14 protein-coding genes are annotated in these 20,131 nt (G+C 71.0%); 6 read left to right on the top strand and 8 right to left on the bottom strand.

The features are described 5' to 3' along the window. Window positions 1–113: 113 nt before the first annotated feature. Both OG588_RS30435 and OG588_RS30430 read right to left on the bottom strand, forming a co-directional pair. Entirely contained in the window at window positions 114–3,725 is a 3,612-nt protein-coding gene (locus tag OG588_RS30435; protein ID WP_405950042.1) for a protein kinase, read from the bottom strand. 164 nt (window positions 3,726–3,889) lie between these two features. Next, entirely contained in the window at window positions 3,890–6,409 is a 2,520-nt protein-coding gene (locus OG588_RS30430; RefSeq protein ID WP_405953245.1) for a serine/threonine-protein kinase, read from the bottom strand. A 170-nt stretch (window positions 6,410–6,579) separates the two neighbouring features. Between OG588_RS30430 and OG588_RS30425 the strand changes: the two genes are divergently transcribed. Continuing rightward, window positions 6,580–7,686 carry a serine hydrolase domain-containing protein gene (locus OG588_RS30425; protein ID WP_405950041.1) on the top strand — a complete coding sequence of 369 codons (1,107 nt, stop codon included), beginning with the start codon at window positions 6,580–6,582 and terminating at the stop codon, window positions 7,684–7,686. 131 nt (window positions 7,687–7,817) lie between these two features. Here OG588_RS30425 and OG588_RS30420 read toward each other — a convergent pair whose 3' ends face one another. Further along, window positions 7,818–9,524, bottom strand: a complete 1,707-nt coding sequence (locus OG588_RS30420) for a glycerol-3-phosphate dehydrogenase/oxidase (protein ID WP_366095485.1) — start codon at window positions 9,522–9,524, stop codon at window positions 7,818–7,820. Between the two features lie 306 nt (window positions 9,525–9,830). Between OG588_RS30420 and OG588_RS30415 the strand changes: the two genes are divergently transcribed. Beyond that, window positions 9,831–11,039, top strand: coding sequence for a nucleotide sugar dehydrogenase (locus tag OG588_RS30415; protein ID WP_019055590.1), 1,209 nt, complete (start codon window positions 9,831–9,833; stop codon window positions 11,037–11,039). A 136-nt stretch (window positions 11,040–11,175) separates the two neighbouring features. Continuing rightward, window positions 11,176–11,748: a hypothetical protein gene (locus tag OG588_RS30410; RefSeq protein WP_405950040.1), complete on the top strand. Its 573-nt coding sequence runs from the start codon at window positions 11,176–11,178 to the stop codon at window positions 11,746–11,748. 578 nt (window positions 11,749–12,326) lie between these two features. On the opposite strand, the gene OG588_RS30405 is transcribed toward OG588_RS30410, so the two are convergent. The 4 genes from OG588_RS30405 to OG588_RS30390 all read right to left on the bottom strand — a co-directional run bounded on the left by OG588_RS30405 (window position 12,327) and on the right by OG588_RS30390 (window position 16,751). After that, on the bottom strand, window positions 12,327–13,451 hold the full coding sequence (locus OG588_RS30405) for a GuaB3 family IMP dehydrogenase-related protein (protein WP_019055587.1): 1,125 nt from the start codon (window positions 13,449–13,451) through the stop codon (window positions 12,327–12,329). A 106-nt stretch (window positions 13,452–13,557) separates the two neighbouring features. Then, window positions 13,558–15,063, bottom strand: coding sequence for an IMP dehydrogenase (gene guaB / locus OG588_RS30400; protein WP_019055586.1), 1,506 nt, complete (start codon window positions 15,061–15,063; stop codon window positions 13,558–13,560). Window positions 15,064–15,285: 222 nt separating this feature from the next. Next, entirely contained in the window at window positions 15,286–15,873 is a 588-nt protein-coding gene (locus OG588_RS30395; RefSeq protein ID WP_328680015.1) for a sigma-70 family RNA polymerase sigma factor, read from the bottom strand. Between the two features lie 266 nt (window positions 15,874–16,139). Then, window positions 16,140–16,751, bottom strand: coding sequence for a response regulator transcription factor (locus OG588_RS30390; RefSeq protein WP_003948568.1), 612 nt, complete (start codon window positions 16,749–16,751; stop codon window positions 16,140–16,142). Between the two features lie 381 nt (window positions 16,752–17,132). Here OG588_RS30390 and OG588_RS30385 point away from each other — a divergent pair, with 381 nt between their 5' ends. Further along, window positions 17,133–17,459, top strand: coding sequence for a WhiB family transcriptional regulator (locus OG588_RS30385; RefSeq protein WP_019055584.1), 327 nt, complete (start codon window positions 17,133–17,135; stop codon window positions 17,457–17,459). A gap of 75 nt (window positions 17,460–17,534) precedes the next feature. Here OG588_RS30385 and OG588_RS30380 read toward each other — a convergent pair whose 3' ends face one another. Next, on the bottom strand, window positions 17,535–18,434 hold the full coding sequence (locus OG588_RS30380; RefSeq protein WP_405950039.1) for a LysR family transcriptional regulator: 900 nt from the start codon (window positions 18,432–18,434) through the stop codon (window positions 17,535–17,537). Between the two features lie 80 nt (window positions 18,435–18,514). Here OG588_RS30380 and OG588_RS30375 point away from each other — a divergent pair, with 80 nt between their 5' ends. Together OG588_RS30375 and OG588_RS30370 are read left to right on the top strand one after the other, a co-directional pair. After that, window positions 18,515–19,183 (top strand): MOSC domain-containing protein, encoded by a 669-nt coding sequence (locus OG588_RS30375; protein ID WP_405950038.1) that lies wholly within the window; start codon window positions 18,515–18,517, stop codon window positions 19,181–19,183. A gap of 108 nt (window positions 19,184–19,291) precedes the next feature. Continuing rightward, entirely contained in the window at window positions 19,292–20,065 is a 774-nt protein-coding gene (locus tag OG588_RS30370; protein WP_393036465.1) for an SDR family NAD(P)-dependent oxidoreductase, read from the top strand. Window positions 20,066–20,131 lie beyond the last annotated feature (66 nt).

Below are 20,131 nucleotides of genomic sequence, written 5' to 3'. Positions count from 1 at the left end.
GGACAGGCCCTCGTGCAGGGAACCGGCGGGGTACCACGGAGACCGCACTGTGACGGTTGTCGCTTCTGCGCCCGAACGGGAACCAGCGCGCTCCGGCGCGCCGCCTTCGCAGGTCACCCGGTGTACTGGTAGGTCGACGACGCCTGCTCGTACAGGCGTGTCACCTCGTCCCGTTGAGCCTCCGGGCCGCGTACCTGCACGATGTGGTACCTGCCGTTGATGAGGAACGCCATGTTGCGCACGAACAGATCACCACCCTGACTGTCCGTCCAGGTGAACTGCCCCTCGGCCATGGTCTTTCCGCCCACCGTGATGGTCCGCAGCCCGGTCGCGGTGGCCCAACTGGAGTTGCGGTACGGCTGCAACTCGGCCTCCTTGTCCCGCTGGTAGACCATCGGGTCGCTGCCGTTCGTCGTGGCGCTGTCCCGTCCCGCTACGACGATGAGCTCGAAGTCGCCGTGGGAGTAGACGACTTGGCCGCTCCCGTTCTTGGGCGTACGGGTCCAGCCCTTGGCCACGGCGAGCTGGAACCCTTCGGGGTCCTTGCGCAGCACGAACCCGTCGGCGACGTTCGGGTCGGTCGATGTCTGGCTCGAACTGGCGGATGTGGAAGGGGTGTTGTGGCTGCTGGGCGAGGTCTGATCGGGCTGCGGCTGACTGCTCGCCGCGGCCGAGGACTGGGAGGGCGCGGCACTGACGTCCCCCGCGGTCCCGGTCCTGTCCCCCTGCCCGGCTCCGGTGTCCTCCCCGGCCTTGGGCAGGAAGAGCATGGCGTAGGCGACGGCACCGGCGAGCAGAAGGAAGATGAGGATGACCAGGGTCCGCCCCAACCTCCGTGGCGACCCTCCGACTTCCTGCTTGGCCCGCTTGTGCCGACCGTGCGGACTGGTCGCGGGCAGCCCGGCCCGCCGCCTGCGCACCAACTCGCCGCGCCGCCGCACGATCGGCAGCCGGCGCGGGTCGGTCGGCGGGGTGGCGACGACATGGGTACCGGCCTCGGGCTCGGGCGCCGAACGCACCAACGACCGTAGCCAGCCCCGCAGTTCCTCGAAGTCGAGCCGCTCGGTCGGGTCCTGCCGCAACAGGGACTCCACAACGGGCCTGAGTGGCCCGCACTCCTCGGCGAAGGCAGGCGGCTCCGCACACACGAGCTGCACCAGCTCGGCCGTCGACTCCTCCGGATAAGGCGCATGCCCCTGTACGGCCCGGAAGAGCAGCGCCCCGAGCGCCCACAGGTCGGTCGCCGGCCCGATCGGCGCGGCCAACTGCCAGTTCTCATGCACCGGCACGGCCTGCTCGGGCGCCCACCGCTCGGTGACGGGCCCCACGACCGTCATCCGCACCTGCCGCGCCCGCTCGGCGGCGAGCGCGGTGGCGGGACCACGGCGAGCGGGGGCACCGACGGAGGCGAGGTCGTCCCAACGGGCGGGGGTTTGGGGGGAGTTACCGGAGTTGCCGGGGGCGGGCCCGTCGTGTCCGGGGAGACGGGGGTTGCCGGACGAGGAGACGCCGGGCTGTCCGGCGAGCTGACCGGCGGCGGGGGTGAGGGCGCCGTAGGTGGAGGTGTCCGGGGTGTGGGCGGAGGTGCCTGGGCGGTGGGCCGCGGTGTCCGGGCCGTAGGCGGAGGTGCCCGCGCCATGGGCCGCGGTGTCCGGGCCGTAGACCGCGCCGTCCGCTCCGCGAGCCGAGGCGCCCGCGCCGTGAGGTCGGGCCTCTCCGCCGTAGGCTGAGGCGTTTCCCCCGTAGGCCGAGGTGTCCGCGCCGTAGGCCGAGGTGTCCGCGCCGTAGGCCGAGGTGTCCGCGCCGTAGGCCGAGGTGTCCGCGCCGTAGGCCGAGGTGTCCGCGCCGTAGGGACGGGCGTCGCCGCCCTGGGGTGAGGCGTCCGGGCCGTGGGGACGGGTGTTGCCGCCGCCGGTCGGGGTGCCCGCGCCGCCGTAGGGACGGGCTTCGCCGGAGTAGGCCGAGACTTCGCCGCCCTGGGGATGAACGTCGCCGCCGCCGGTCGGGGTCTCCGCGCTGCCGTAGGGACGGGCCTCCCCGCCGTAGGCCTGGGCGTCCGGGCCGTAGGTGGAGGCGTTCCCGTCGTGAGGACGGATGTCTCCGCCGCCGGTCGGGGTGCCTGCGCCGTACGGACGGGCCTCGCCACCGTAGGCCTGGGCGTCCGAGCCGTAGGCCGAGGCCTCCTCGCCATGCGGACGAACGTCGCCGCCACCCGTCGGAGTGCCCGCGCCGCCGTAGGGACGAGCCTCGCCGCCGTAAGCCGACGGGTCCGGGACGGGGAACGTGTCTGTCGGGGACGGTGCGCCGGGGCGAGGTGCCGCGCCGTGCCAGGAGGTGGTGTTGCGGACGCCGTAGGGGTCGGCTATCTGGCCCGGGGGCGTGGTACCGGCCGTGTGTTCCACGCCGTTGCCGCCGGCGTACGGCAGTTGGGCCGAACCGTTGGCCTGGGGGGCGGCGCCGCGCTCGCCCTCCACGGCGGGGCGGGCGCCGGGCAGCGCCGGGCGTCCTGGTTGTTGGGTCTCCTGTACGCGGGCGGCGGCTCGCGCGCCCGCGCGGTACGCGGCGATCGCGCCGGCCCGCGCGGCCCGGACGTCACCGCCGGCGTCCGCTTCCCTGCGGGCCAGCTCGGCGGAGGACGCGCTCGCGCCACCGCCCTCCACACCGACTCCGGGCAGCCCTCCGGCGGCCCGCGCCTCGATCGCGGCCCGCCGGGCGGCCTCGGGGTCCACGGCACCGGGGCCTACGGCGCCGGCGGCCGCATCGGCGCCGGTTCCGCCACCCGCGCCGCCGAAGCCGATCGCCCCGCCGCTACTGGCGCCGCTGCCACGGGAGTTACCGGGGACCGTAGGAACCGTAGAGCCGCCGGGAGCCCTGGGGCCGGGGGGAGCGGTCGAGCCCGCGGGAGGGAGGGAGCCGCCCGGGGCCGTGGAACCCGCACGCGGCACAGAGCCGCCCTGGGCCGTAGCACCCCCGCGCGGCGCAGAGCCGCCCTGGGCCGTAGCACCCCCGCGCGGCGCAGAGCCGCCCTGGGCCCGGAAACTCGCGGGTACCGCTGCCCCGCCACCGCGCCGGCCTTGCTCCCCGCGTCCGCCCTCGTCGCCGTCCTGGACCGGCACCGGGTCGTAGCCGCACAGCGCCTCCTCCGCCGCGCCGACCGCGAGGCCGGTCAGCATCACGCGGCCGTCGTCGCAGACGAGCACCGTGCGGGCGGTGATGTTCCGGTGCACCCAGCCGTGCGCGTGCAGTACCCGCAGCGCCATCAGCACGTCGGCGGCGACCTCGGCCGCCCGGTACGGCGACAACGGCTTCTCGACCAGCAGCGCCGACAACGGCTGGGCGGACACCAGTTCGCTCACTATCCACAGCGAACCGCCCTCGGCGAACACGTCGAAGACCTGGTCCAGCCGGGGATGGTCGGGGATCCGCGCCGCGGCCTGCGCGGCCTCGACCGCACGCCGTACCGCCGGATCGGAGGGCCGCCGCGTGGCGGTCCGCGCCGCGGTCGGCCGCCGCGCCCCGCGATCACGCGCCGTGAACCCGTCGGGCAGCCCGTCCTCGCCGAGCACCTCCGCCTCGACGACCTCCGGCAACGGCACCTGGCGTACCAGGACTTCCTGCCCGCTGTACGTGTCGAAGGCCCGGGTCTCGGTGAGTTCGTACTCGTCGGAGGGCGGCAGCGGCAGGCGGTAGCGGTCGGCGAGCACCCGACCCGCATAGTCGTCCACGTTGCCTCCCCCGGCCGCCCGGTTGGTCAATTCCGTTCGCCTTGCGGCCCGTTCCGCCCACATACCTGGATGCGTACGGTCCGCAACCACTCACGATACGTGCCGGAGGCAAGCCACAAAGAGGGGTTGACGGATCTGGCGCGCCAAACCCGCGCCCACTCGCCTCACGACTTCGGTTCGAACGTCTTTGTCAGGGTCGTCCAGGTGTCCTTGCGGAGCTCGCTGCCCCAATTGGCGTCTTTCGCGGTGTACATGAGGGCATATCCGAGATGACTGTTGACGACGAACCCGCGGTCGATGGTGCGGTACTTCGTCCCGCCGTCCTCATAGGTGAACTCCCAGTCGGCCGTGTTCCAGCTCCGGTAGTCCACCTTCTCTATTCGGATCCGTGTGTACCCGGAGCGCGTCATGTACTGCTCCTGGTTCTTCCAGTCCGCCACCGGATTGCCCTTCGGCGTACTGGTCCAGGCGACCAGCAGCTTCTGCCCGTCCGGCCCGGTGAACCGGACCCCCGCCGAGTCGGTCGACTGGTACGACCACCCGGCGGGCAGCCCGATCGAGAACCCCTGGCTCCCCTTGTACGTCTTCACGACCGCGGCGCCGCCCGAGGAACCGTCCGCCTCGTCACCGGTCCCGCCGGACGCGTTCGTACCCGAACTCGCCGTGTTCCCCGCGGCCGGTGCCGTAGCCGTGGAGTCGGTCTTCGCCCCGCCCGTGCTCCCGGTGTCGCCGTTGTCCTTCTTGGTGTCGTCGGCACCCGCGCTCGCGCTCGCACTGGCGCTACTGCCCGCCTTGGCACCGCTGTTGCTCTTCGACCCCTTCGAGCCGCTGCCACCATCGCCGTCACCGAGCGTGAGCGCCAGCACGACACCGAGCACCGCGAGCACGATGACGACCGCGATGATCACCAGCGTCCGCTTCGGCACCACGTCGGTGATCGGCGCCCTCGGCACCGGCCGCGGCGGCAGATCCGGCGGCGTCATCACGGGCCACCCTGAACTCCGGCCACCGGAAGCCGAGTTGGCGGACCGGGTGCTCGACTCGTGCGTCGGGCCACCCAGGTCGCGGGCACCGGAGTCCCGCAGTCCCGTCTCCCGCAGCCCGGCCGCCTGCCCACCGAGATCCCGCGTACCGGGGCCACTTGTACCCGAGTCACGCGTACCCGAGTCCGACGCACCGGCCTTCGCCGCCGAGCCGGCCGCAGCACCCGAGCCGGCCGTAGTCCCGGAACCAGCGCCAGCACCGGCACCCGCCGCAGTTCCCGCACCGGCCGACGTCCCGGGACGGGTCGCCGAACCAGAAGCACCCGCCGACCGAGCCGAAGGCACCCCGGGCGTCCGAGGCCCGGCAGCGGCAGACCCCGAACTCCCGTCGGCAGCCGTGCTCTTCGCGCCACCGGAGCCTGCGGTCCCAGCAGCACCGGAGCCACTCTTGCCCGAAGTACCGGCGACGCCGGCCGAACCAGCCCCGGCAGCGGCAGCCGCGCCGGCACCCGCACCAGAGCCACCCGGCTTACCGGCAACGGGAGTTGAAGCCGCACCAGAACCCGAACCCGCAGCCGGACTCGCAGTCGGCCCCGGACTCGTAGCAGAACCCGCGGCCGCCGCAGCCGTGGCCGCCCCGGCCCCCGCCGAACCCCCCGCGGCCTTCCGCATGGACCGCAACGCCCCACGCAACCGCTCGGCCCCGGCCGAAGGACCCGAACTCCCGCTCCCGCCACCGCTCTTCTTGCCGCCGGACTCCGCGGGCCCCGGCTGCGCGGGCAACGGAACCACCCTCGTCGCATCCGCCGCCGGCTCCGGCTCGGCCGCCTTGGGCTCGGGCGCGTGGATCACCGCGTTGAGCATCGCCCGGGCACCCGCGTCGTCGAGACGCTGGGCCGGGTCCTTGTTCAGCAGGCCGTAGATGACGTCCTTCAACGGCCCGGCGTTCTTCGGCTCCTCCAGCGGCTCGGTCATCACCGCGGTGAGCGTGGCGATCGCGGAGCCCTTGTCGTACGGCGGTGCGCCCTCGACCGCCGCGTACAACAACCCGCCGAGCGACCAGAGATCGGCCGCCGGACCGGGCTTGTGCCCGCGGGCCCGCTCCGGGGAGATGTAGGAGGGCGCGCCGACGAGCATGCCGGTGGAGGTGATCGACGGGTCGCCCTCGACCTGCGCGATACCGAAGTCGGTGAGCACGACCCGGCCGTCCTCGGAGATCAGCACGTTCGACGGCTTCACGTCGCGGTGCAGGATGCCCTCACGGTGCGCGGACCGGAGCACGTCGAGTATCGCGAGCCCGACCTCCGCCGCGCGCCGCGGCTCCAGCAGGCCGTCCTCCCGGATGGCCTCGGCGAGCGACTTGCCCTCGACCAACTCCATGACGATCCACGGCCGGTCGTCCTCGTCGACGACGTCGTAGACCGTCACCGCGCTGGTGTTACGGATCCGCGCGATGGCCTTGGCCTCGCGCAACGTCCGTGTGATCAGCCGCCGTTTCTCGTCCTCGTCGATGCTGGACGGGAACCGCAGCTCCTTGACGGCGACCGTCCGGCCCAGGGTTTCGTCCTCGGCACGCCACACGGTGCCCATGCCTCCGCGGCCGAGCACCCCTCCCAACCGGTACCGCCCGGCGAGAAGACGCTCGTTCTTGTCCCGACGAGTGTCCTGACGGGATGTCCCCGCCCGCTCCGCCTCCGACATGCGTCCCCTCATGCAACCCGCCCTGACAGAGCCTCCATTGTCCCCCACCGAACAAGTGCCCAACGCCCAGGGGGCCTCTCCCCGCGCACCGACGGCGCATCCCCGCGCATATCCGCCGCAGGTCACACAGCCAAGTCCGGCAGGATGACCCGCGAGAACGGAGGTCCGCGATGCCCACGCCTCGGACACTGCTGGCCATTCCGCTGTCCCTGACCCTCCTCTGTCTGTCCACGGCCGCCTCGCAGGCGGGCCCGGCGCCGAACACAAACGCCCTGGTCCGACTGCTCGTCACCCGGGGCAGAGCCCCCGCCGCGGCGCTGCTGGCCGACGACAGCACAGGCTCCCTCGGCGCACCGACCGGGACGGACCGCACGGACGCCGGGACGAACCACGCACTCGGCACGACGGCCTACGCACAGGCCGGACCGGGCATCAGCCGCGCCGACCACTTCCGCGCCGGCAGCATCACGAAGACCTTCATCGCGACCGTGATCCTCCAACTCGCCGCCGAACACCGGCTGTCCCTGTCCGACACGGTGGAGCAGCACCTGCCCGGTCTGGTACAGGGGGCGGGCAACGACGGGCGCGCGCTGACCCTCCGCTCCCTGCTCACCCACACCAGCGGCCTGTACGACTTCACCGCGGTCACCGGGGGCACGGTCCCCGTCTCCCCAACTGAGGCCGTCCGTACGGCAGTCACCCACCCTCCGGCCGATCGCGGCCGCTTCTCCTACTCGAACACCAACTACGTGCTGCTCGGCCTGGTGATCCAACAGGTCACCGGCAACTCGTACGCCATCGAGGCCGAGCGCCGCATCATCGCTCCGCTGCGTCTGACGGGCACCTCCTTCCCGGGCTCCCGCACCACTCTTCCCGCACCGCACGGCCGCGCTTACGCCGCCGACGGCTCCGACGTCACCGATCTCGACCCGCGGGTGGCCGGCGCCGCGGGCGAGCTGGTGACCACGCTCGCCGACCTGGACCGCTTCTACTCGGCCCTGCTCGGCGGCGGACTACTGCCCCCGCGCCGGCTGCGCGAGATGCTCAACACCCGTACCGCACACGGCTCGTACGGCATGGGCCTGTTCCCCGTGAAGCTCCCGTGCGGCATCACGGTGTGGGGGCACAACGGCCGTATCTCGGGCAGCTACGTGCGCACCGCAGCCACCGTCGACGGCCGGCATGTCCTCACCTTCCGTGTGAACACGAGCGAGATAGCGGACCCCGGTCTCGAACCGGCCCTGCTCGCCGCCGAGTTCTGCCCCCGCACCTCGTAGAACGGCCGGGTTCCGGACAAAGATCCCAGTTCACGACACTCGTTCGAGTGAAGCGGGCTGTGAGCGCGGCGGACTTCGGGGGACACCGGCTTCGGGCGAAACCGGCCGCACCCGGCGGACCCGCAACCGGCCTACAGCGGCGCGATGTCCGGCGCCCCCAACCGCGCCGCGTCCGCCGTCAGGTCGTCGGGCTGGCGTTGCGACTCCCGCTCGGCCTCCACCCGCTTCTCGTAGTGCTCGACCTCGCGCTCGATCTGGTCCTTGTCCCAGCCGAGCACCGGCGCCATCAGCTCGGCGGCCTCACGGGCGCTGCGCGTACCCCGATCGAAGGTCTCGATCGAGATGCGGGTGCGACGGGTGAGGACGTCGTCCAGGTGCCGTGCGCCCTCGTGCGAGGCGGCGTAGACGACCTCGGCGCGCAGATAGTCGTCGGCGAACTGGAGGGGTTCGCCGAGCGTGGGGTCCTTGGCGATGAGGTCGAGGATCTCCTCCGCCATCGACCCGAAACGGTTCAGCAGGTGCTCCACGCGCACCACATGGATGCCGGTCTTCGAGGCGATCCGCGCCCGCGCGTTCCACAGCGCCCGGTACCCCTCCGCCCCGAGCAGCGGCACGTCCTCGGTGACGCACTCGGCGACCCGCATGTCGAGCCCGTGCACCGCCTCGTCCACGGCGTCCTTGGCCATCACCCGGTACGTCGTGTACTTGCCGCCCGCCACGACGACGAGCCCCGGCACCGGATGCGCGACGGTGTGCTCGCGCGACAGCTTGCTGGTGGCGTCCGACTCACCGGCGAGCAGCGGACGCAGCCCCGCGTACACGCCCTGGACGTCGTCTCTGGTCAGCGGCACCGCGAGCACCGAGTTCACATGCTCCAGCAGATAGTCGATGTCGGCGCTGGACGCCGCCGGGTGGGCCTTGTCGAGGTCCCAGTCGGTGTCGGTGGTGCCGACGATCCAGTGCCGGCCCCAGGGGATGACGAACAGCACGGACTTCTCGGTGCGGAGGATCAGCCCGCTGGTGGAGTTGATGCGGTCCTTCGGGACGACCAGGTGGATGCCCTTGGAGGCCCGGACGTGGAACTGGCCGCGCTCCCCGACCATCGCCTGGGTGTCGTCGGTCCACACACCCGTGGCGTTCACGATCTGCTTGGCGCGGATCTCGTACTCGCCGCCCGCCTCGACGTCCTCCACCTTGGCGCCGACCACACGCTCGCCCTCGCGCAGGAACCCGGTCACGCGCGCGCGGTTGGCGACTTTCGCACCGTACGACGAGGCCGTGCGCACCAGGGTGGCCACATAGCGGGCGTCGTCCATCTGAGCGTCGTAGTACTGAAGGGCGCCGACCAGCGCGTCCTTCTTCAACGCGGGTGCCACACGCAGCGCGTGACGACGGCTCAGGTGACGGTGTGTGGGCAGACCCCGCCCGTGCGCGCGGGCCATGGACATCGCGTCGTAGAGCGCGACGCCCGAGCCGGCGTACAGACGCTCCCAGCCCTTGTGCTGGAGCGGATACAGGAACGCCACTGGCTTCACCAGGTGCGGGGCGAGCCGCTCCAGCAGCAGTCCGCGTTCCTTGAGTGCCTCGCGGACGAGGGCGAAGTCGAGCATCTCCAGATAGCGCAGACCTCCATGGATGAGCTTGCTCGACCTGCTCGATGTGCCGGACGCCCAGTCGCGCGCCTCGACCAGTCCCGTGGACAGGCCGCGCGTCACGGCGTCCAGGGCGGTGCCCGCGCCGACCACGCCCGCACCCACGACGAGCACATCCAGTTCCCGCTCGGCCATTCCCGCCAGTGCCTCGGCTCGCTGCGCCGGACCCAGTGTCGCTGTCCTCACCGCTGCCTCCCGCTATCGGTAGCGCCGGCCGCACCCGTTCGGCGAAGCCCGGTTCGTATCCCTCCTGCCCAAATTCTGACCGGGTTGCCCGACTTCAGCCACCACTCGCCCCCAGCCTGTGGACAACAATCACAGGACTGCCGAAAAACACAGCCGTCCAATCCCGCATAACGGTCATATTTACTCCTAGTCTGACATTGCACTCGCTCGTTCTGTCCACAGGGCTTGCGCACCTGTCCCACTTCGGTTATCTGTCCCGCTTCGGTATCTGTCCCACTTCGGTTATTGGGAAGGACGGCCCACGCCATGCCCGCAGATCTCGCCGTCATCGGACTCGGTCCTCTCGGCCTGCCCCTGGCCCAGGCCGCTGTCGCCGCCGGCATCGCCACGGCCGGCTTCAAGACCGGCCCCGAGGTCGGCTCCCTCAGCCCCGCCGAACTGCGCCGGATGCTCTCGGGGGGCTTCCGGCCGGCCACCAACCCCGCCGAGCTCGGCCGCGTACGCACCGCCGTGATCTGCGCGCCGACTCCCCCGGACGCGGACGGCAACCCCGACCTCAGCCAGGTGGAGACGGCCGCCCGCGCCCTCGCGGCCCACCTGCGCCCGCACACCACGGTGATCCTGGAGTCACCGGTGCACCCCGGCACCACCGAGAACTTCCTCCGCCCCCTCCTCGAAGAGGGATCGGGCCTCCGCGCGGGCCGCGACTTCCACCTCGCCTACTCCCCCAGCCGCGTCGACCCCGGCAACCGCGACTTCACCCCGGCCAACACCCCCAAGGTGATCGGCGGCCTCACCCCCGCCTGCACCGAGTCGGCCGCCGCCTTCTACGGCCGTCTCACCGACAAGGTCGTACGCGCGCGTGGCCTGCGCGAAGCGGAAACCGTGCAGCTACTGGAGACCAATTTCCGGCACGTCAACATCGCCCTCGTCAACGAAATGGCAGTCCTGTGCCACGACTTGGGCGTCGACCTCTGGGACGTCATCCGCTGCGCCGAGACCAAACCGTTCGGCTACCAGGCCTTCCGCCCCGGCCCCGGCGTCGGCGGCCACGCCGTCCCCCAGGACCTCACCGGCCACGGCCCCCGCCCCCTCCGCATGGTCGAACTCGCCCAGCAGGTCAACAACCAAATGCCCCGCTACGTAATCCAGCGCGCCGCCACACTCCTCAACGAGCACGGCAAGTCCGCGCGCGGAGCACGGGTGTTGCTGCTCGGCGTCACCTACAAGGCCGACCTCGCCGACCAACAGGGCACCCCCGCCCAGGAGATCGCGATCCGCCTGATGGAACTCGGCGCCTCCGTCAGCTACCACGACCCCCACATCCCGTCCTGGAGCGTCCTCGACCGCCCGGTCCCGCGCGCGGACTCCCTCTACGAGGCGGCTGCCGACGCCGACCTGACGATCCTGCTCCAGCAGCACCGGACGTACGACCTCCAGGGCCTGTCCGTGAAGGCGCAGTTGTTGCTGGACACGCGTGGGGCGACACCGACGGGCGCGGCACACCGGCTCTGAGCACGAAAACGACTGGTCACAGGGTCACGTCGACCTGCTAACCTCCCCACACTCGTCGCACAGCTGTCGCATATCTGCGCGCACGCGACTCCGCTTCACTTTTCCTGTCATCACATCCCGTGGGGGGATCTCTGTCATGAGCCAGTCAGCCACGCCACCACAGCAGCCACAGCCGCAGCCCGAGGCACAGGCCCAGCCGCAGGCGCCTGCGCAGCCGCAGCCGGTCGACGGCAACCCGTACGCCCAGCAGCCCGGCGCCGTACCGCCGCCGGCCCCGAACGCGCCGTACGCCCCGCCCGCTCCCCCGAAGAACAACATCGTGGTCGGTCTGCTGACCGCCGTCGCCGCGGCCCTGGTCGCCGCCGGCATCTACGGCGTCGTCATCGGCACCACCAAGCACGAGATCGGCTGGGCGGCGGTCGGTGTCGGCTTCGTCATCGGCCTCGCGGCGGGCAGGCTCGGCGGGCGCAACCCCGTGCTCCCCGCGTTCAGCGCTGTCCTGGCCCTCGGCTCGGTCTACCTCGGCCAGCTGATCGGCGATGCGATGCTCATCGCGGACGAGTACGGCGTGAACTTCAGCAAGGTGTTCTTCGACCACTTCGGCGTGGTCCAGGACGCTTGGAAGGCCGACTCCGACCCGCTCACCTTCGTCTTCTTCGCCATCGCCGCGTTCGCCGCGTTCTCCGGCACCAAGAAGGCGGCGCTCTGACCCCGGCGCGCGGGTGGTGCAGGGGGGCGCTTGAGGCGGGGTGTGCGTCGGGGGCTGGTGGCGTGCGACTCGCGGCGCCGGTACCGTAAGAAGCAGGTGGAGCCCACCGCAGCGGTCACTGCGGCAGGCTCCTGAAAAGTGAACGGAGTGTCCACCCCTAGTTCTTATAGGGGTGGCCGCTCACTTTCCTCCATAGATCCACAAGCTGCACCTCCTCCGGAACTTCACCAGCCGAAGCCAAGTTCGGTCCCAACGGGTGGGCTTGCGGTGACGACCCATGGGTGCGCGCCCTTCCACGACGCCACCCATTGACCCGGTAGGCGGCTCGTCGGAACTCGGGCCGGGCCCCGAGAGCCCGGGTCCGGAACGATGTCCCTGGAAGGGGGCGGCCCAGAGAACTGGGGCGCCGATCAAGGACACTAGCCACCCGACACGGCCAAACGGCTCACAATCACCCCGAACGCAACCGTGCGCCCCCCTAGTCCCAACACGCGCCCCACCACCCCCACTTGAGCACGCAAAAGGGCCCGGACCACCCAGGCCCGGGCCCTTCGAAGCGTCGTAGAACCGCCTACCGCCTACCGCTTGTGCTGCGAGTCGGCCACCGTGACCTCGACCCGCTGGAACTCCTTCAGCTCGCTGTACCCGGTCGTCGCCATCGCGCGCCGCAGCGCCCCGAAGATGTTCATCGAGCCGTCGGGGATGTGGGACGGGCCGGTGAGGATCTCCTCGATCGTGCCGACCGTGCCGAGGTCGACCTTCTTGCCGCGCGGGAGTTCCTCGTTCACCGCCTCCATGCCCCAGTGGTGGCCCTTGCCCGGCGCGTCCGTGGCGCGGGCGAGCGGGGAGCCCATCATGACCGCGTCCGCGCCGCAGGCGATCGCCTTGGGGAGGTCGCCGGACCAGCCGACACCGCCGTCAGCGATGACGTGCGCGTACCGGCCGCCGGACTCGTCCATGTAGTCGCGGCGGGCGGCGGCCACGTCCGCGACCGCGGTGGCCATCGGGACCTGGATGCCCAGGACGTTGCGCGTGGTGTGCGCCGCGCCGCCGCCGAAGCCGACGAGGACGCCCGCCGCGCCGGTGCGCATCAGGTGCAGGGCCGCGGTGTACGTGGCGCAGCCGCCGACGATCACCGGGACGTCCAGCTCGTAGATGAACTGCTTCAGGTTCAGCGGCTCGTGCGAACCCGACACGTGCTCCGCCGAGACCGTCGTACCGCGGATGACGAAGATGTCCACGCCCGCGTCGACGACGGCCTTGGAGAACTGGGCCGTGCGCTGCGGGGAGAGCGCGGCGGCGGTGACCACGCCCGAGTCGCGCACCTCCTTGATGCGCTGCCCGATCAGCTCCTCCTTGATGGGAGCGGCGTAGATCTCCTGGAGGCGGCGGGTCGCGGCGTCCACATCGAGGCCGGTGATCTCGTCGAGGAGCGGCTGCGGGTCCTCGTAGCGCGTCCAGAGGCCTTCGAGGTTCAGTACGCCGAGGCCGCCGAGCTCGCCGATGCGGATCGCGGTGGCCGGGGAGACGACCGAGTCCATGGGGGCGGCCAGGAAGGGCAGTTCGAAGCGGTAGGCGTCGATCTGCCAGGCGATCGAGACCTCCTTCGGGTCCCGCGTACGGCGGCTGGGGACGACGGCGATGTCGTCGAAGGCGTACGCCCGGCGGCCGCGCTTGCCGCGCCCGATCTCGATCTCAGTCACGTGTGTGGCCTTTCCTTCTTGCGTCTCAGCGTCTTCCAGTATCGCCGACGGGTACGACAAGGGCGGCCCCGGTGTGTCCGGAGCCGCCCTTGAGGAAGCCTGCCGACTACTTGCTGCGGCTGTAGTTCGGTGCCTCGACCGTCATCTGGATGTCGTGCGGGTGGCTCTCCTTGAGGCCCGCCGACGTGATCCGGACGAAGCGGCCCTTGGTCTCCATCTCCTCGATGGTGGCCGCGCCCACGTAGCCCATGGTCTGGCGCAGACCGCCGACGAGCTGGTGCAGCACGTTGGCCAGCGGGCCGCGGTAGGGCACCTGGCCCTCGATGCCCTCGGGCACGAGCTTGTCGTCGGAGGCGACCTCGGCCTGGAAGTAGCGGTCCTTCGAGTACGACCGGCCCTGGCCGCGGGACTGCATCGCGCCGAGCGAGCCCATGCCGCGGTACGACTTGAACTGCTTGCCGTTGATGAACTGCAGCTCGCCCGGCGACTCCTCGCAGCCCGCGAGCAGGCTGCCCAGCATGACCGCGTCGGCGCCGGCGGCGAGCGCCTTGCCGATGTCTCCGGAGTACTGGAGGCCGCCGTCACCGATGAGCGGGACGCCGGCCGCGCGGGCGGCGAGGGAGGCTTCGTAGATCGCGGTGACCTGCGGGACGCCGATACCGGCGACGACGCGGGTCGTACAGATCGAGCCGGGGCCGACGCCGACCTTGATGCCGTCGACACCGGCGTCGACCAGGGCCTGGGCGCCGTCACGGGTGGCGACGTTGCCGCCGATCACGTCGACGTTCACGCTCGACTTGATCTTCGCCATCCAGTTGAGGGCGTTGCTGTTGTGGCCGTGCGAGGTGTCGACGACCAGGAAGTCCACACCGGCCTCGGCGAGGGCCTGGGCGCGCTCCAGGGCCTCGGGGCTGGCGCCCACGGCGGCGCCGACGATGAGGCGGCCCTCGGCGTCCTTGGCGGCGTTCGGGTACTGCTCGGCCTTGACGAAGTCCTTGACCGTGATGAGGCCCTTGAGGATGCCCGCCTCGTCGACGAGGGGGAGCTTCTCGATCTTGTGGCGGCGCAGCAGCTGCATGGCGTCGGCGCCGGTGATGCCCACCTTGCCGGTGACCAGGGGCATCGGGGTCATGACCTCGCGCACCTGACGGGAGCGGTCGGTCTCGAAGGCCATGTCGCGGTTGGTGACGATGCCCAGCAGCTTCTTGTTGCCGTCGGTCACCGGGACGCCGCTGATGCGGAACTTGGCGCACAGCGCGTCGGCCTCGGCGAGCGTGGCGTCCGGGTGCACGGTGATCGGGTCGGTGACCATGCCGGACTCGGAGCGCTTCACGAGGTCGACCTGGTTGACCTGGTCCTCGACGGACAGGTTGCGGTGCAGGACGCCGACACCACCCTGGCGGGCCATCGAGATCGCCATCCGGGACTCGGTCACCTTGTCCATCGCCGCGGAGAGCAGCGGGATGTTGACCCGGACGTTGCGCGAGATGCGGGACGAGGTGTCGACCGCGTTCGGGAGCACGTCGGACGCGCCCGGCAGCAGCAGCACGTCGTCGTAGGTCAGCCCTAGTGTCGCGAATTTGGCGGGCACTCCGTCGACGTTGGCAGTCATGACACCTTCCCCAAATGGCCTTGATCGGTGCGGATGTCCATGCTAACGGGAAGCAGGGGCCCCGAATTCCACGATTCCACGGCTGTGACCGACTCCGGGCTTCGTATGTTCGTACGTGATCGGTCGGCCGACTGTTCAAGGAAGGCGCTGCCACTCAAGGCGCACTCATCGCGCCAGCGGCCGTCTCCGAAGGGGCAATTGGCCGCCCCGGAGAGCCGCGCCCTACTGCTCGGCCAGTGCCCGCAGTCGGCTCAGCGCCCGGTGCTGGGCTACCCGGACCGCACCGGGTGACATTCCCAACATCTGGCCGGTCTCCTCCGCCGTGAGACCTACGGCGATGCGCAGCAGGAGCAGCTCGCGCTGGTTCTCCGGGAGGTTGGCCAGGAGTTTCTTGGCCCACTCGGCGTCACTGCTGAGCAGGGCGCGCTCCTCGGGGCCGAGGGAGTCGTCCGGGCGCTCGGGCATCTCGTCGGAGGGGACGGCCGTGGAGCCCGGATGACGCATCGCGGCGCGCTGGAGGTCGGCGACCTTGTGGGCGGCGATGGCGAAGACGAAGGCCTCGAAGGGGCGGCCGGTGTCCTTGTAGCGGGGCAGTGCGAGGAGGACGGCGACGCAGACCTCCTGGGCGAGGTCCTCCACGAAGTGCCGTGCGTCGCCCGGGAGTCGGGACAGCCGGGTGCGGCAGTAGCGCAGGGCCAGTGGGTGGACGTGGGCCAGCAGATCGTGGGTGGCCTGCTCGTCTCCGTCGACCGCGCGAAGGACGAGTCCACCAATCGCCCCTGGGGCTCTGGCCGCCTCGTCGTCACGCATCGGTCCATGGTGCCTTGCGGCCGAAGGGTCCGTGGCACCGCGTCCGTTGTTGTGCACCGAAGCGTTATGAGCAGGTGCGCCGGAACTCATCTCCTGCGCCCTCCCCTCCCGCTCGACCGACTCGTCCCCGAGGAACTCCACATCTCAAGGATGCGGCATCCGCGGCGAAACGAGCAGCGGGCACCCGGCGGGCCCCTTTGCCGCCCCCGCCCACCATGAGGTAGGCGGGGATTGTCGTACCCCCGCTGCAACCCACTGACCTGGTCCTAACGGACCAGACCCCACCGGAAACCGAGCGCCACGGCGTGTGCCCGGTCCGAGGCGCCGAGTTTCTTGAAGAGCCGCCGTGCGTGTGTTTTGACGGTGTCCTCGGAGAGGAACAGCTCACGACCGATCTCCGCGTTGGAGCGGCCGTGGCTCATCCCTTCGAGGACCTGGATCTCGCGCGCGGTGAGCGTCGGCGCGGCGCCCATCTCGGCCGAGCGCAGCCGGCGCGGGGCCAGTCGCCAGGTCGGGTCGGCGAGGGCCTGGGTGACCGTGGCCCGCAGTTCGGCGCGCGAGGCGTCCTTGTGCAGATAGCCGCGGGCGCCGGCCGCGACCGCGAGGGCCACGCCGTCCAGGTCTTCGGCGACGGTGAGCATGATGATGCGTGCGCCCGGGTCGGCGGACAGCAGTCGCCGCACGGTCTCGACACCGCCGAGTCCGGGCATGCGGACGTCCATCAGGATGAGGTCCGAGCGGTCGGCACCCCAGCGGCGGAGGACTTCCTCGCCGTTGGCCGCCGTCGTCACGCGCTCGACACCGGGCACGGTCGCGACCGCGCGGCGGAGCGCCTCTCGGGCAAGCGGGGAGTCGTCACAGACGAGGACGGATGTCATGGCCGCCCTCCGCAACTGATGCGCGTCACCTTGAGCCTCCAGGCTGGTACGAAATCGTCACCTGTGCGGTCGACCGACTCGGACGCCTGCCCGAGCACTTGTTGTTTTCAACCGCCTCGCACTCTCAACGACGGTCACTCGAAAGAGTTACGGGGCCGTGTGCCATCTTCGGCACTCTACGTGAGGGTGCGGACACGGTGGAGGCGTGCGCGGCCGACCCACAAGCTTTCATCACAACCGGTGCCCCATTCAGCCCTATTTCTTCCCTTTTGCTGGTGTCTGAGGCTAGATTCGCAATGAGTCATATTTTCATCTCCTTAGATCGTAGTTGTACGGTCGTGGACACCGTATCCGCCCATAACGGCTACAAGGGGTCACGCAATGGCAGATTTCTCCCGCCTTCCCGGACCGAACGCGGACCTGTGGGACTGGCAGCTCCTGGCTGCCTGCCGAGGGGTCGACAGCTCGCTCTTCTTTCATCCCGAGGGCGAGCGCGGTGCGGCACGAAGCGCTCGTGAGAACTCGGCCAAAGAGGTCTGCATGAGGTGCCCGGTCCGCGCACAGTGCGCGGCGCACGCGCTGGCGGTGCGCGAGCCGTACGGCGTCTGGGGCGGCCTGACCGAGGACGAGCGCGAAGAGCTCATGGGGCGTGCCCGCAACCGGCTGGTGTCGGCTTCGGCCGCCGGGGACATGGCTTCGAACAACTGAAGGAACGTTTCTCCAACTAGCTCTCCACCAGGGGTACGCGCACGCGTGCCCCCCTATTTTTCGCGGCCTACTGGCCTACTTTTCGCTGGCCGCCCGCGCCAGCTGGTCGAGGGTCGCCGCCACCGCCGGTACCCGCGCCAGGTCGGGCAGGGTCAGCGCGACGATCTCCCGCCGCACCGCCGGTTCCAGCGTCACCGTCCGCGCTCCCCGGGGCCGTACGGACTCGATGGCGAGCTGGGGCAGTACGGCGACGCCCAACCCCGCGCTCACCAGGCCGACGACCGCCGGATAGTCGTCGGTCGCGAAGTCGATGCGCGGGGTGAAACCGGCACGCTCGCACACCTCGACCAACTGCCCACGGCAGCGCGGGCAGCCGGCGATCCAGGGGTCGTCGGCGAGTTCGCCGATGGCGACCGACCGCACACGCGCGTGCCGGTGTTTTTCCGGGACCAGGGCGACCAGGCGGTCGCTGAGCAGGTGGCGTACGACCAGGTCGGACCAGTCCTCCGCGCCCGCTGCGGTCTCGTAGCGGAAGGCGAGCGCGATGTCGCAGTCGCCCTCCCGGAGGAGCTCGACGGAGTTCGGCGGCTCGGCCTCCTCCAGGGAGACGCGGGTGCCGGGGTGTGCGGCGCGCAGGGCGGCGAGGGCCGTGGGGACGAGCGTCGAGCTGCCGCTGGGGAAGGAGACCAGGCGGACCCGGCCGGCGCGCAGGCCCGCGATCGCGGCGACCTCCTCCTCGGCCGCCGTCAGCCCGGCGAGGATGCCGGCGCCGTGCCGGACCAGGGCCTCGCCCGCCTGGGTCAGGCGCATCTCGCGGCCGGTGCGGATCAGCAGCGGGGTGCCGACCGAGGCCTCCAGGGCCTTCATCTGCTGGCTGACGGCGGGCTGGGTGCAGCCCAGTTCACGCCCGGCCGCCGAGAAGGAGCCGGTGGCGGCGACGGCGCGCAGCACACGGAGATGTCGGGCCTCGATCATGCGCCGAGCATAAGTGCCCCTTGGGGGTGGTGGCGAATAATGTGGCGCACCTTTGGGATGGTCTCGTCTACCGTGCCGTCATGAAGCTTCTCTCGCTGAATCTGGGCCGGGCCACGGCCGTGCCGTACACGGAGCAGCCCGAGGGGGTGACCGGCATCGACAAGCGGCCGACCGACGCGCCGGTGCGGGTGAGCGCGCCCGGGCCCAAGGGCATCGCCGGGAGCGGGCTGGCCGGGGACGCGGTGTGTCATCGGCGGCACCACGGGGGCGACGACCAGGCGGTGTACGCGGTCGCGCGCGAGGATCTCGACGGCTGGGAGCGGGAGTTGGGGCGCCCGCTGGCCAGCGGTTCCTTCGGGGAGAATCTGACGACGCTGGGGGTCGACGTGTCCGGCGCGCTGATCGGCGAGCGCTGGCGGATCGGTTCCGAGGTGGTCCTGGAGGTCACCTGCGGGCGGATCCCGTGCCGTACGTTCCAGGACCATCTGGGCGAACGCGGGTGGGTGAAACGGTTCACCGTGAAGGGTGCGCCGGGGGCCTATCTGCGGGTGATCGAACCCGGTGAGATCCAGGCGGGGGACGCGATCGAGATCGTGCACCGGCCCGACCACGAGGTGACCGTGGCGCTTCAGTTCCGGGCCGTGACGACCGAGCGGGAGCTGCTGCCGCGGCTGCTTCCGGCGGGCGAGGCGCTGCATCCGGAGTCGCTGGCGCAGGCCCGGAAATATGTCGCGGAACACCCGGGCTGACCTGGTGCCGCGGCCCGTTCGACACGGTGTTCGACACGTGTTCGTCACGGATCTGGAGGGGCTGTGCAGAGATCGGACCGGCTTGCTCCGGGTCACTAATCTTGCGCCATGACAACGGCATTGATTACGGGATCGACCGCGGGGATCGGTGCCGCGTTCGCGCGGCGGCTCGCGGCGGACGGACACAACCTCGTGCTGGTGGCGCGGAACACCGCGCGGCTCGGGGAGCAGGCGACCGAACTGCACGACCGGCACGGCATCGAGGCGGAGGTGCTCACCGCCGACCTGGCCACGGACAAGGGCATCGAGACGGTCGCCGCCCGCCTCGCCGACCGCAAGAACCCCGTCGACCTGCTGGTCAACAACGCGGGCTTCGGCAACAAGGGCCGCTACCTCGACGTATCCATGGCCGACGAGCTGAAGATGCTCAAGGTGCACTGCGAGGCGGTGCTCCGGCTGACCAGCGCGGCGACCGAGGCGATGCGGGAGCGCGGGCGCGGCGGGGTCGTCAACGTGGCGTCGGTCGCCGCCTTCGTACCACGCGGAACGTACGGCGCCTCGAAGGCGTGGGTCGTGCAGTTCACGCAGGGCGCGGCCAAGGACCTGGCCGGCAGTGGCGTACGGCTGATGGCGCTGGCGCCGGGTTTTGTGCGGACCGAGTTCCACGAGCGGGCCGGGATGGGTACGGACAACATCCCGAACTGGATGTGGCTGGACGCGGACAAGCTGGTCGCGGCGGCGCTCGCGGATCTGGCGCGCGGCAAGTCGCTGTCGATCCCGGACCCGCGCTACAAGGCGCTGATGGGGCTAGTGAAGATCACTCCGCAGGCGGTGCTGGGCGGGATCACGTCGAAGACCGGGCGGAAGTACGGGCCGCAGTGACGGCAGCCGCCTCGATGGGGGGCGGGCTCGGTGATGGCAGTCGGCTCGACCACGGCGGGCTCGGTG

The organism is Streptomyces prunicolor, assembly GCF_045162825.1.
In the GTDB taxonomy this organism is placed as follows: Bacteria; Actinomycetota; Actinomycetes; order Streptomycetales; family Streptomycetaceae; genus Streptomyces; species Streptomyces prunicolor.
The sequence above is the reverse complement of the archived record's forward strand: the minus strand, read 5'-3'. Positions and strand labels throughout refer to the sequence as shown.